Consider the following 12,700-nt stretch of genomic DNA (forward strand, 5'->3'; position numbering starts at 1 on the left):
GCCTGTCGCCGGTCAGGTCATACCGTGCGGCCCGACAGGCGCGGCCGCTCATCGGAGACATTCATGCAATCTGCCGTCGTCGGCGTCGTGCGCGCCGCCAGCCGCTACCGCTGGACCGTCTGCGCGCTGCTGTTCTTCGCGACCGTCATCAACTACATGGATCGGCAGATCCTCGGCCTGCTCGCACCGATGCTGCAGCACGACATCGGCTGGACGCAGGTGCAGTACGGCCGGATCGTCATGGCGTTCTCGGCGTTCTATGCGATCGGCCTGCTCGGGTTCGGGCGCATCGTCGACTGGCTCGGCACGCGCATCTCGTATGCGGTCGCGATGCTGGTCTGGAGCATTGCCGCGATGCTGCACGCGGCGGTCGGGTCGGTGGCCGGTTTCGCGTTCGTGCGGGCGCTGCTCGGCATCGGCGAGGGCGGCAACTTCCCGGCCGCGATCAAGACGACCGCCGAATGGTTTCCGCGCCGCGAACGCGCGCTCGCGACCGGCATCTTCAACTCCGGCGCGAACATCGGTGCGGTGTTCGCGCCGGCGATCATTCCGGCGATCGCGGTCGCATACGGCTGGCGTGCGGCGTTCGTGATCGTCGGCGCCATCGGCATCGTCTGGCTCGCGGTGTGGCTCGTGTTCTACCGCGCGGCCGATACGCGTGCGCTCGCCGCCGAATACGACGAGCCGCGCGACGAGGCCGAGGCGCTCGACGCCGCGAACGCCGACGCCGGTGCGCCGCGCTGGCGCGAACTGATCCGCAAGCGCGAGACGTGGGCGTTCCTGATCGGCAAGTTCCTGACCGACCCGGTCTGGTGGTTCTATCTGTTCTGGCTGCCGAAGTGGCTGAACGAATCGCGCGGGATGGACATGCAGCACATCGGCCTGCCGCTCGTCTGCATCTACGCGCTGACGACGGTCGGCAGCATCGGCGGCGGCTGGATTTCGTCGATGCTGCTGCGCGCGGGCTGGAGCGTGAACCGCGCGCGCAAGACGGCGATGCTGATCTGCGCATGCTGCGTGCTGCCGATCGCATTCGTGTCGCAGGTGCAGAACCTGTGGGCGGCGGTGCTGATCGTCGGTCTCGCGGCTGCCGCGCATCAGGGCTGGTCGGCGAACCTGTTCACGACGGCGTCCGATCTGTTTCCGCGCCGCGCGGTGGCATCGGTGGTCGGGATCGGCGGGATGGCCGGCTCGATCGGCGGCGTGCTGTTCTCCGAAGTGATCGGGCAGGTGCTGCAGCGTACCGGCCACTACTGGGTGCTGTTCGCGATCGGCGCGCTCGCGTATCTGCTCGCGCTCGCGATCATGCATGCGCTGACGCCGAAGATGAAGCCGGCGAAGCTCGATGCATGACGGTAGTCGTTCGCGCGTGCGCGCCGCGATAGGCGGCGCACGCGCCACTTCACGCGGCCGGCGCCGTCGATGCGCGCACGATCAGCCGCGGCTCGAACGTCGAGTAGCTCGCGTCGGTGCGGCCCGCGAGCGCATCGATCAGCTTTTGCATCGCGAGTTCGCCCATGTTCTCGCTCTGGATGTCGACGGTGGTCAGCGCGGGCGCCGCGTATTCGCCGTACGGCACGTTGTCGACGCCGGTGACGGAGACGTCCTGCGGCAGCCGGAAACCGAGCGACGCCGCTTCCTTCATGAAGCCGAGCGCGATCAGGTCGTTGTAGCAGATCACGGCCTGCGGCCGCTGCGGCCCGAGCATCACGCGCGAGCAGGCGCGCTCGCCGGCTTCGGCGGTCGGCGCGTGCGCATCGTAGACGTCGAGCGTCAGGCCGGCTTCCGCGAGACAGTCGCGTGCGCCTTCGATCCGCTCGTCGTTCACGCGCGCGGGCCCGAAGCCGAGATAGGCGATACGCGTGTGTCCGAGGTTCAGCAGATGACGCGCGAGCATGTACGTCGACAGCCGGTTGTCGATGCCGACGCTCGGAATCGGCAGGCCCGGGCTGCGCCGCAGCAGCACGAGCGGCTTGTGCAAATCGAGCATCCAGCCCGCCTCTTCGTCGGGCATTCGGGTGCTGACGATCAGCCCGTCGACGCGCTGCGCGAGCGCCTCGATCAGCGAGCGTTCGCGCGCCTGGTTTTCCTCGGTATCGACGAGCAGCAGCGTGTAGTCGTGCTGCAGGGCGACGCGGTTCGCGCCTTTCACGACGTTCGTGAAGTGCGGGTTGCTGATGTCGAGGATGACGAGGCCGATCGTGCGCGTGCGGCCGGTGATCATCGAGCGCGCGAGCGGATTCGACCGATAGCCGAGCCGCTCGATCGCTTCCTTGAGCCGCGCCTCGACGCTCGGCGAAAAGCGCTGCGTGCCGTTCACATACTTCGACACCGTCGCGACCGATACGCCGGCTTCCGCGGCGACGTCCCGGATCGTCGGGGAAACTTTTTTCATTCGAAGGGTAACGTTTTCTTGCAATAACGCGGATTGTGGCAGAAAAAATGCGTGCAAGACACGCCGCGCCCGCTCGGGAAAATGCGGATGCCGGCGAACCGCATTCGCCATTGACGCGCCGAATTTGTCCCGCGTATAGTTGGAAAACGTTTTCCACCGCAAAACGATTCAACCGCAACAACCGATTCAAGGAGATTCGATGAACGCCTCAACCACCGGTACGCGCAAACCGTTCCGGCGCCTGCTGCTGACGGGCGCGGCCGGCAACCTCGGCCGCCAGCTGCGCGGCGCGCTCGCGGAATGGGCCGACATCGTGCGCGTCAGCGACATCGCGTCGCTCGGCGAAGCCGCTGCACACGAAGAAACGCAGGTCGTCGACCTGGCCGACCGGCCGGCCGTGATGCATCTCGTCGAGGGCGTCGACGCGATCGTGCATCTCGGCGGCATCTCGGTGGATGCGCCGTTCGACGATCTGGTCGGCGCCAACATCACCGGCACGTACAACATTTACGAAGCCGCGCGCCGGCACGGCGTGAAGCGGATCGTGTTCGCGAGCTCGAACCATGCGATCGGCTTCCATCCCGTCACCGAAGTGCTCGACGCCGATGCGCCGCAGCGCCCGGACAGCCTGTACGGCGTGACGAAATGCTTCGGCGAGGCGCTGTCGCGCTACTACTTCGATCGCTTCGGGATCGAGACGGTGTGCCTGCGGATCGGTTCGTCGTTCGAGGAGCCGAAGAATCCGCGCATGCTCGTCACGTTCCTCAGCTATCGCGACTTCATCGAGCTCGTGCGCTGCTCGCTGCTGACGAACCGCGTCGGACACGCGATCGTGTACGGCGTGTCCGACAACCCGGTGAAGTGGTGGGACAACACGAAGGCCGGCTTTCTCGGCTTCCGGCCGCGCGACAGCTCCGCGCAGTTCGCCGGCCTGTTCCCGATCGCCGCGCCGACGGCCGATTACGACGATCCCGCGCAGCGGTTCCAGGGCGGCGCGTTCGTCGTCGGCGAGCCGATGGAGCGGCGTGCGTGAAGCCGCGCCGATAAAGCGGCCGCGGGGTGCGCGATCGCTGCGGTGCCGCGGCGATCGGTGCAGCGCGTCAGCGCAGGATGTCGGTCGCCTTGTGATGTTCGTCGACGCCGTCGATCAGGATCAGTGGCCCGCTCGCATGTCGTGCGCGCAGCGGCTGGATCTGCCGATATGCGTCCGACTCGTACCACGCGCGCGCGGTTGTCATGTCCGCGAACGCGATGGCGATCAGGTCGCCGTGCCACGTGCCCTCGCGCACGTCGGGCCGTGCGCCGTGAATCGCGAAGCGGCCGCCGAACGGCGCGAGCGTGTCGTCGATGCGCTCCAGGTATTCGACGATGTCGTCGCACATCTCGACGTCGTGCAGGTGAGCGATGGCATAGGCGGTCATGAGGGGCTCCTTCGCATGATGCGGTTCGGTGGGCGATGGAGCGATGATCGGCCGCGCGGCGTCGCGCGTCGATTACCTGCGACGTAATGAGAATGCACCCGGTTCAGACCGGATAGGCGTCGTCGACCTTCAGGTTGGCGAGCCGGAACAGCGTGCGCAGCGTCTGCGGATGGATGTCGCGGCGCGCAGCGAGCGACGTCAGGATGAAGTCGAGCACCTTCGAATAGCGCAGCAGCACGAGGCAGCGTGCGAGATCGGTGCTGCCGCGCAGGCTTTCCGCGAGACGCACCATCTCGGTCGACAGCGCGCGCGCCATCTCCAGTTCCATCTGCTGTTTCTCGGTCCACTCGGGCAGCGGCTGTTCCAGCAGTTTCGCGAGAAAGATCTGGAACGACGTATCGGACGAATTCGGCAGCGCATCCATCATGACCTCGTTGCTGGCTCGGATCGACGGCACGCGGCGCATGGCGGCGGCGCGCGATCGCGGGATCGCACCGCGCGCGGTGGCGGCGCGGCGTTTCCTTCAGCAGGATGCAGATTCCGTACCAGCGTCGCGATACGCTGGCGGCGCGACGCGCGCAAGCCGTGTGCGAGCGGGCTGCGCGGCCCGCCCGGCGCGGGTCGCGCGCCGAAACGCGCGTACACGGCCGTGCGCGACGAGGCGCGTCGTTTGACGCGCGCGTGCGCGCGACATCGCGAAATGCTTCACGCATGTAACGTAACGTCGACACGAAACGCACGCGACGTTTCGGCACGGACGCGCGTACGCGCAACCGGTGCCGTATCGACGCGCGTACGCTGCGGCGCAGACGCCGCGATGTTTCATCGGCGAGACGGCGCGTGTGCAGCGAACGGCGCCGCGCGTCGCCGCATCCGTCAGACGAAAAAAATCCGCTGCACGCGGCGTGCAGCGGATCGGGTGCGCGCAAGACGACGCGCGTCGGAGTCAGAAGATGAAGCCGGTGTTGATGAACTTCGAGTGGTGATCGGACACGATCGTATCGAGCAACTGCTTGCTGCTTTCCGTTTGCTTCGCGGCGACCATCGAGCGAATCGAGAATGCGCGCAGCGCGTCGGTCACGGACAGCGTGCCTTCGGCCGAATCCTTGCGGCCGGCGAACGGGAACACGTCGGGGCCGCGCTGACACTGGCAGTTGATGTTCACGCGGCACACCTGGTTCACGAGCGGATCGACGAGTGCGCCGATCTGTGCCGGGTCGGAGCCGAAGATGCTGACCTGCTGGCCATGCTCGGACGTCGTCACGTAGTCGAGCGCCGTCTCGACGTCGTCGAACGGCGCGACCGGAATGATCGGCCCGAACTGCTCCTCGCGATACAGCTTCATCCCTTCGGCGACCGGATAGACGACGGCCGGATAGAACAGCGTCTTGCAGAACACGCCGCCCGATTCGTTGACGACCTGCGCGCCCTTCGCCTTCGCATCGTCGATCGCGTCGGTCATGTAGGCGGTGCGATGCATGCCCGGCAGCGGCGTGATCGATACGCCTTTCTCCCATGGCATGCCGATCTTCAGCTGCTCGAGCGCGGCGGTGAAGCGCTTGAGGAATTCGTCGACGATCGAGCGGTGCACGAGCAGCATCTTCAGCGCGGTACAGCGCTGCCCGTTGAACGACAGCGCGCCGAGCAGGCATTCCTTGACGGTCAGGTCGAGATCGGCGTCGGGCAGCACGATCGCCGCGTTCTTCGCGTCGAGACCGAGGATCGCGCGCAGCCGATGCGATTTCGGATGCTGTTTCTTGAGATGGTCGGCGACCTTGCTGGAACCGATCAGCGCGAGCACGTTGATCTTGCCCGACGCGAGCATGTGCGGCACGACCACCGCGCCCGGTGCGTAGATCGTGTTGATCACGCCCTTCGGGAACGCGTCGCGGAACGCTTCGAGCAGCGGCTCGAACAGCAGCGTGCCGTACTGCGGCGGCTTGAACACGACGGTATTGCCCATCAGCAGCGCGGGGATCAGCGTCGCGAACGTCTCGTTCAGCGGATAGTTGTACGGCCCCATGCACAGCACGACGCCGAGCGGCGTGCGGCGGATCTGGCCGATCGTGCCTTCGGCGATCACGAAGCGCGAGTTCGCGTTGTCGAGCTCCTTCAGCGCCTCGATCGTCTGCGTCATGTACGTGACGGTGCGATCGAATTCCTTCTGCGAGTCGGCGAGGCTCTTGCCGATTTCCCACATGATCAGGTTCACGACGAGCTCGCGCTGCGCGACCATCCGCTTGATGAAGTCCTGCATGCACGCGATGCGCTGCTCGACCTTCATCGTCGGCCACTCGCCGCGGCCGGCGTCATACGCACGCACGGCGGCGTCGAGCGCCGCGTCGCTTTCCGCTTCGCCCATCACCGGATAACTGCCGATCTCGACCTGCTCGACGCTGCCGTCCGGCTGCCGGGCGCATACCGGCGACAGCACGGTTTTGGTCGCGCCATCCCACGGTCGCAGCTCGCCGTCGACGAGCGACACGCGCTGGTGGATCGGCGCACTCAGCCGGAATTCGGCGGGAATCTGGTCGAGGGCGGGAAACAACTGCTGCAGGGAAGCGGAATCGGGCATGACGGTCTCGTTTGACGGGTGTCCGGAAGGACGGGCGATGCGGAATCCTGAGCTGAACGATCCTCGATCCTGAATCGGCATGATGACGCGCGCAGCGTGGCGCGTCACGCGAAACCTCGGCCGAAACACGGAATGGAACCAGTTCCATTAAAAAGGAAGGTCACATCGAATGCAAGCCGCGCCGCGCGGATTCGCATCTCGCGAAAGAAAAATGTAAGAGTGTGTCGTCATGCCGGGGATAAGGCATTTTTGCGACGCGCAAACGTTTGACATTGCCCGGTTTGGGGCGATAATGGCGCCGCGCGGCCAAGTAAAAAACGCACGGAACCTGAGAGAAAAGACGCAGTGAACGACGAAAGTGCCGCCGCGCTGCCGAAGCGAGGTCGGCTGCCCGGAGCGCCGGGTCGGGATTACCCGGCCCGGCGCGCGCCGGACCAGGGGCGCGCCGGCTGGTCCGGATGCCCGCGCATCGCGCTGCTACTCGACATCCTCGTCATCCTCCGCATCGGTCTCCACCGTCACGGCGTCGTGCCGCGGCGCCGCATAAGCGCTCGCCTGTTCGAGCAGCCATGCGCGAAACAACTCCAGCGGCTTGCTGTGACTGAACTCCGTCGGATATACGAGGTAGTACGCCGAGTCGCCCACCGTCGCGGCGTCGCACGGCACGACGAGCCCGAGCTGCTGCAGCTGCCCTTCGACGAAGAACTTCGGCACGAGCGCGACGCCGAGGCCCGCCGCCGCCGCGCTGATCAGCATCGTATGCAGTTCGTAGCGCACGCCCTGCATCGTGCGGATGTCCTCGACGCCGTGCGCCTCGAACCACTGCGCCCACGCGCCGGGGCGCGTCGTCGAGTGCAGCAGCGGATACGCAAGCAGGTCGTCGACACGCGTCACGGGCCCGTCGAGCAGCGCCGGCGAGCAGATCGGCACGACTTCCTCGCCGAACAGATAGTCGGACGACGTGCCCGGCCAGGTCGGCTTTCCGTAGTGGATCGCCGCTTCGAAATGGGTGTCCTCGAACGAGAACAGATCGGTGCGGCTGCCCATGTTCACGCGCACGTCCGGCGTGCGATCGTAGAAGCTCTTGATGCGCGGAATCAGCCAGTGCGACGCGAAGGTCGGCAGCACGGCGAGTTCCAGATACCCGCCGCCGCTGCCGTGCGCGATGATCGACAGCGTGTCGCGATCGAGCGCCTCGAGCGCGCGCCGCCCCTGCGTGCCGTAGAGCTTGCCCGCGCGCGTGAGTACGACGCGCTGCTTCACGCGTGCGAACAGCCGCACGCCGAGGCTCGATTCGAGCGTCGCGATCTGCCGCGAGACGGCGCTTTCGGTCAGGAACAGTTCCTTGGCTGCGTGCGTGAAGCTTTCATGACGCGCGGCCGCTTCGAAGGCCACGAGCGCGCCCATGTTCGGGATCTTGAATTTGCGCATGATGCTGGATTCGTCTGATCGACCGAAGCGCCCCGAGCGGCAGGGCGGCGGCCCGCGAATAATTCCAAAAACTCATTACGTGTCAATTTAATCTCGCTTTACGCGCCGCTGCAACCCTTTGAATAATGCATCCCACGCAAGGCCCGGCGCCCGCGCGGCTGCCGGCCCGCCCCGTTTTGCCGGCTGCGCCGCGCCGGCCGATCCGACACGAGAGATCCTGATGCGCAATCCGAATATCGACAGCCTGCTGACGAAGCTGCTGGGACAGGCGAAAACCGACGCGCTGTTCGCGACCCTCAACATGCCGTCCATCTTCGACGAATGGGAAACCGGCGTCGTCACGCGCGCCGAAATCGCGCAGGCGATGAACATGGCGCTGTTCGAAGGGCTGCTCGAGCGTTCGCCGAACGGCCGCGCCTACACGGCGGAAGCGGTCGAAAAGGGCGGCTCCGTGTATTTCGATCACGGCGCGCTGCGCACGGTGCGCTGGCCGCACAACGGCGCGTTGCCGCCGGGCGAAGCGGCGTTCACGCGCATTCTGCGTCCGCTCGGCTTCCGGCTGAACGGCCGCTATCCGCTCGACAAGCTGGGGATGACGGGGCGCGCGTATGCGCACGAGGACGCGCCCGACGAGATCGCGCAGTTCTTCGTCAGCGAACTGCATCCGGAGCGTTTCTCGAAGGAGTTCCAGCAGGCGGTGACAAACGTGATCGGTTCGTCGCGCGATCCGCTGTCGCCGGCCGCCGTCGCGCTGCTGTGGGAAGTCGAGCGCGAGGGCTGGCTGCCGCTCGACGCCGCGCACGACCTGCTGCCCGCGATCGTCGGCGCGTTCGCGCGCCAGCACGAGGTGCCGAGCGAGCTCGACTACGAGACGCTGCTGCTCGAATCCGCCGAGATGGCGTGGATCGCGACGGAAGGCAACGCGTTCAACCATGCGACCGATCGCGTCGCCGACGTATTCGCGCTGTCGGACGAAGAAAAGGCGAAGGGCCGGCCGATGAAGCCGGAAGTCGAGCGTTCGCGCTCGGGCCGCGTGTTCCAGACCGCGTACCGCGCCGACATCGTCGAGCGCGAGTTCCGCACGCGCGACGGCGGCATCGTCAAGCGCAACGTGCCGGGTTCCTTCTACGAATTCATCACGCGCCGGCGTACGTTCGATCAGGCGCAGCGCCGGTGGGTCACCGACCTGCGCTTCGATGCGGGTAACGCGCAGGGCATCTTCAAGATGACGGCGAACGCGTCGCGGTAAACGCGAAACGCGCGCCGCGTGGCGCGCGAGCGGCCGCGTCGGCGGCGGGAACGACGCTATCGCATACGCGGCCGCGTCGTCAGAACAGGTGCGTGAACAGGTAGAACAGCACCAGCAGTCCGGCCGGCACGCCGAGCAGCCACGCGATCAGGTATTTGCCCATCTCGTCCTCCTGACGAATGACCGCGGCGCTCACGGCGCCGCGGCCGGTTTGTTTCAACGCGCGATTACAGCTCGCGGTCGAAATCGGTCAGCTGGCGTTCGGCTTCGTCGCGCGCGATCCCGTAACGCTCCTGGATCTTGCCGACCAGATAGTCGCGATTGCCTTCAGCGACCGCGAGATCGTCATCGGTCAGCTTGCCCCACTTTGCCTTCAGCTTGCCGGTGAGCTGCTTCCATTGACCCTTGATCTTGTCTTCGTTCATCGTGCGCTCCTTGGTGTCGTGGCGGAAAAAAGGCGCGGCCGCTCGCCGCGCGGAGGTCAGGCCTTCGCCTTCAGGCCGGATGCATCGACGTGCTTGACGCCCTTGATCGAACGCGTGACGGCAATCGCCTTCTTCACCGCGATCTTGGTCGGCAGCACGCCCGTCAGCGTGACGACGCCGTCGACCGTCTTGACGTCGATATCCATGCTCTTCACGCCATCGGTCGTCGCGAGTTCGCTCTTCACCTTCGTCGTGATCCACGTATCGGTGACGGGCTGATTCGACTCGGCCTTCGTGTCGCCCGTGGCCGAAGCCTGTGCGTACGCATTGGTCAGCGGCGCAGCGCCGAGCAGAAAGGCCGCGCTGGCGGCGAGCAGCGTCGAAAGGTGTTGGGGCTTGTTCATTGATGTTCTCCCTTGGTTGACGTGAAAAAAACGTGACGGCAGCGTGACGCGCAACGCGTCATTGCGCGATCGGCGTGTCGTAGCCGGGCTCGCGCGGCGGTATGTCCGGCCGCGGAATGTCGGGCGGCAGCGGGACCGGCGGGTCGGTGCCCGGCGCCGGCTCGGGCGGATGATCCGGCGGTTCCTGCGGCGTCGGATCGGGTGTCTGATGCAGCTTCATCGTCGTACTCCTCTCCTTGAATGTCGGGTGGCAGCGCGTGAGCGCCGATGCAACTCCAGCGTACCGATGCGCGAACGGCCCGGCATCGCGCAAATTCACCTGATCGACTAGTGCGTTTGCACGGGAAAAGTGCCTGGCCCCGATGCGTCGTGCGCGGCCGATCGGTGCGTCGGCGCGCCGAACGGCGGACTGCCGCACGGTCCGTGCGCCGCGCGCGGTTACTATTGCGGCTACGCCTGTTCATGCCGATGACGGGCTCGCGAGCGCGCGTCTGCCCAACCGATGTCGGCGCAGACGACGCGCACGGCCCGTATAGCGACGGCCGCGACAAACGACGCGGCAATGCAGTCGCAAGACGCGTTCCTCCTGTTCGCAAATTTCATGCGTGGCGACGAGCGAGCGGAAAGAGGCGCGGCGCATCGCCGCTGCGGCCGGCGGCTGCGCAGTCGCCGCGCAGGCCGTCATCGGCGTGAACAGACACGCGTGTATCGCGCAGGCGGCGCTGCACGCGAACGCCGCCGCATGCGCCGGCCTGCGCGTGCGGCAACAGGCGCCGGCCGATGGCCAGGCTGACGACGGGATAACCATTCGATGAACGAGCAAGTAAACGAACAGGCGCTGAAGTCGCATACCGACAGACGCCAGCTGCATCAGATCATCGCGGGCCTTACCGAGGGCGTGATTCTGATCGAACCCGATCAACGCATCGTCTGGGCGAACGAGGCCGCCCTCGCGATGCACGGCGTGACCGAGCTGAAGGCACTCGGCGACAACGTCACCGAGTATCGCGAGCGTTTCCGGCTGCGCTACCGGAACAATCATCCGGTGCGCGACGGCCACTATCCGATGGACCGCGTGATCGCCGGCGAAGAATTCAGCGACGTGACGGTCGAGGTCGAATCGGCCGCCGACGACAACGTTACCTGGGTACACCGGATCCGCAGCCTCGTGCTGACGAATGCGGCGGGCGAGCCCGACTGTCTCGCGCTCGTGCTGCACGACGCGACCGAGTGGGCGAGCGCGGAGGAGCGCTTCGAGCGCACGTTCAACGCGAACCCGGCGCCGGCCGTGATCTGCCGGCTCGAGGATCTGCGTTACGTGAAGGTGAATCAGGGCTTTCTCGACATGACGGGCCATACGCGCGACGACGTGCTCGGGCGCTCCGTCTACGAAGTCGACGTGCTCGAGCAGGCCGAGCGGCGCGAACTCGCGATCGAGCGCTTGACCGAAGGCGCGACGATTCCGCAGATGGAGGCCGTGCTCAAGCGCGCGGACGGCACACCGAACGCGGTCGTCGTGGCCGGCCAGCCGATCGACATGAACGGCGAAGCGTGCATGCTGTTTACGTTCATGGATCTGGAGCCGCGCAAGCTCGCGGAGCGCGCGTTGCGGCAGAGCGAGGAGCGCTTCGCGACCGCGTTCCGGATGGCGCCGGTCGCGACTGCGATCGTCACGGCGGACCGCTTCGAACTGCTCGACGTGAACGATGCGTTCGTTGCGATGACGGGCCATCCGCAGGAGGAACTGCTCGGCAAGTCCGCGGACGAGATCGGTCTGTGGGCCGAGCGCGGCGCGCGGCAGCGCATCGACGCGCAGCTCGCGAAGGACGGCATCGTGCGCAACGCGGACGTGCAGATCCGCACGCGCGACGGCGACGTGCGCGATTGCGTGGTCTCTGCCGATTCGGTCGCGATCCACGGACAGGACTGCCTGCTGATCGCGCTGCTCGACATCAGCGATCGCAAGCGTACGGAAATGGAGCTCGTCTATGCGATCGAGACCGCGATGCAGGACGCGTCGTGGTTCAGCCGCACGCTGATCGAGAAGCTCGCGAACGTGCGCCGCGCGAATGCGCCGGACGCCGGCGCGCAATTGTCGGATCTGACCGCGCGCGAGCGCGACGTGTTCGATCTGTTGTGCCACGGCCTCGCGGACAAGGAGATCGCGGGCCGTCTCGGGCTCGCGCCGAACACGGTGCGCAATCACGTCGCGACGATCTACGCGAAGCTCGACGTGCATAGCCGCGGCGAAGCGATCGTCTGGGCGCGCGAACGCGGGATCGTCGGTTCCGTCGACATGAACGGCGCGCGCGGCGACAAGGGCGCGAAGCGCGACGACGACTGAGCGACCGCGCCGCGCCGCGCGATGCCGGCGCGCGGTCCGCGGTGCCGTGCGCACGGTGCGCGGCGCCACGGTCGGGTGCGGATGCACCAGACGCGCTGGTGCATCCGCATCTGACGCAGGCGGCGGGCGTTTGCGATCCTGTCCGTTCGACGGCGCGGCGCCGGCGTGCCGCGCCCGTCGGCTCTAGGTCGAACATCACGGGAGACGACGATGGATAGAAATCGCATCGAAGGCAGGCGCAAGCAGATTCGCGGTTCGGTCAAGGAAGCGCTCGGCAAGGTGACCGGCGACCGCGAGACCGAAGCGGAAGGCGTGGCCGAGCAGAAGGCCGGCCGCATGCAGGAGCAGGCCGGCGAAGCGGCCGATGCGCTGCGCTCGCGCGCGAATCGCGAACGCGACTGACGCGCAGGCGTGACCCGCGGCGCCGCGCGCGGCTCACGCTCGTGCGCGGCGACG

General features: G+C 66.7%; 14 protein-coding genes. 6 read left to right on the top strand and 8 right to left on the bottom strand.

Translation table 11 applies throughout. The features are described from left to right. The first annotated feature begins 63 nt into the window (after positions 1–63). Positions 64–1,353, top strand: a complete 1,290-nt coding sequence (locus HMPREF3115_RS03480; RefSeq protein ID WP_012217659.1) for an MFS transporter — start codon at positions 64–66, stop codon at positions 1,351–1,353. A gap of 49 nt (positions 1,354–1,402) precedes the next feature. Here HMPREF3115_RS03480 and HMPREF3115_RS03485 read toward each other — a convergent pair whose 3' ends face one another. Continuing rightward, a complete protein-coding gene (locus tag HMPREF3115_RS03485) occupies positions 1,403–2,506 on the bottom strand; it encodes a LacI family DNA-binding transcriptional regulator (RefSeq protein ID WP_053297986.1) in 1,104 nt (367 codons plus the stop codon). Between the two features lie 88 nt (positions 2,507–2,594). Here HMPREF3115_RS03485 and HMPREF3115_RS03490 point away from each other — a divergent pair, with 88 nt between their 5' ends. Continuing rightward, positions 2,595–3,428, top strand: a complete 834-nt coding sequence (locus tag HMPREF3115_RS03490; RefSeq protein WP_006411618.1) for an NAD-dependent epimerase/dehydratase family protein — start codon at positions 2,595–2,597, stop codon at positions 3,426–3,428. A gap of 67 nt (positions 3,429–3,495) precedes the next feature. Here HMPREF3115_RS03490 and HMPREF3115_RS03495 read toward each other — a convergent pair whose 3' ends face one another. The 4 genes from HMPREF3115_RS03495 to HMPREF3115_RS03510 all read right to left on the bottom strand — a co-directional run bounded on the left by HMPREF3115_RS03495 (position 3,496) and on the right by HMPREF3115_RS03510 (position 7,822). Beyond that, positions 3,496–3,816: a DUF1330 domain-containing protein gene (locus HMPREF3115_RS03495; protein ID WP_006404446.1), complete on the bottom strand. Its 321-nt coding sequence runs from the start codon at positions 3,814–3,816 to the stop codon at positions 3,496–3,498. A 103-nt stretch (positions 3,817–3,919) separates the two neighbouring features. Continuing rightward, positions 3,920–4,240: a hypothetical protein gene (locus tag HMPREF3115_RS03500; protein WP_006397763.1), complete on the bottom strand. Its 321-nt coding sequence runs from the start codon at positions 4,238–4,240 to the stop codon at positions 3,920–3,922. 522 nt (positions 4,241–4,762) lie between these two features. Then, a complete protein-coding gene (locus tag HMPREF3115_RS03505; RefSeq protein ID WP_053297985.1) occupies positions 4,763–6,391 on the bottom strand; it encodes an NADP-dependent glyceraldehyde-3-phosphate dehydrogenase in 1,629 nt (542 codons plus the stop codon). A gap of 477 nt (positions 6,392–6,868) precedes the next feature. Continuing rightward, positions 6,869–7,822 carry a LysR family transcriptional regulator gene (locus HMPREF3115_RS03510; protein ID WP_070553443.1) on the bottom strand — a complete coding sequence of 318 codons (954 nt, stop codon included), beginning with the start codon at positions 7,820–7,822 and terminating at the stop codon, positions 6,869–6,871. 220 nt (positions 7,823–8,042) lie between these two features. Here HMPREF3115_RS03510 and HMPREF3115_RS03515 point away from each other — a divergent pair, with 220 nt between their 5' ends. After that, positions 8,043–9,071: a DUF1338 domain-containing protein gene (locus HMPREF3115_RS03515; RefSeq protein ID WP_070553444.1), complete on the top strand. Its 1,029-nt coding sequence runs from the start codon at positions 8,043–8,045 to the stop codon at positions 9,069–9,071. A gap of 227 nt (positions 9,072–9,298) precedes the next feature. Here HMPREF3115_RS03515 and HMPREF3115_RS03520 read toward each other — a convergent pair whose 3' ends face one another. Genes HMPREF3115_RS03520 through HMPREF3115_RS31445 form a run of 3 tightly spaced genes read right to left on the bottom strand, consistent with a single transcriptional unit; the run spans position 9,299 to position 10,120 of the window. After that, on the bottom strand, positions 9,299–9,496 hold the full coding sequence (locus HMPREF3115_RS03520) for a CsbD family protein (protein WP_006397770.1): 198 nt from the start codon (positions 9,494–9,496) through the stop codon (positions 9,299–9,301). A gap of 56 nt (positions 9,497–9,552) precedes the next feature. Continuing rightward, a complete protein-coding gene (locus HMPREF3115_RS03525) occupies positions 9,553–9,900 on the bottom strand; it encodes a BON domain-containing protein (RefSeq protein ID WP_053297983.1) in 348 nt (115 codons plus the stop codon). A gap of 58 nt (positions 9,901–9,958) precedes the next feature. Next, complete coding sequence (locus HMPREF3115_RS31445; protein WP_175835636.1) at positions 9,959–10,120, bottom strand: hypothetical protein; 162 nt, start codon at positions 10,118–10,120, stop codon at positions 9,959–9,961. A gap of 385 nt (positions 10,121–10,505) precedes the next feature. Here HMPREF3115_RS31445 and HMPREF3115_RS03530 point away from each other — a divergent pair, with 385 nt between their 5' ends. The 3 genes from HMPREF3115_RS03530 (at position 10,506) to HMPREF3115_RS03540 (ending at position 12,646) form a co-directional block, all read left to right on the top strand. After that, complete coding sequence (locus tag HMPREF3115_RS03530; RefSeq protein WP_059940657.1) at positions 10,506–10,715, top strand: hypothetical protein; 210 nt, start codon at positions 10,506–10,508, stop codon at positions 10,713–10,715. Beyond that, a complete protein-coding gene (locus HMPREF3115_RS03535) occupies positions 10,712–12,244 on the top strand; it encodes a helix-turn-helix transcriptional regulator (protein ID WP_070553445.1) in 1,533 nt (510 codons plus the stop codon). Before HMPREF3115_RS03530 ends, HMPREF3115_RS03535 begins: the two co-directional genes overlap by 4 nt. A gap of 210 nt (positions 12,245–12,454) precedes the next feature. Then, entirely contained in the window at positions 12,455–12,646 is a 192-nt protein-coding gene (locus HMPREF3115_RS03540; protein WP_070553446.1) for a CsbD family protein, read from the top strand. The last annotated feature ends 54 nt before the right edge of the window (positions 12,647–12,700 follow it).

It is taken from the genome of Burkholderia sp. HMSC10F09, assembly GCF_001806955.1.
In the GTDB taxonomy this organism is placed as follows: Bacteria; Pseudomonadota; Gammaproteobacteria; order Burkholderiales; family Burkholderiaceae; genus Burkholderia; species Burkholderia multivorans.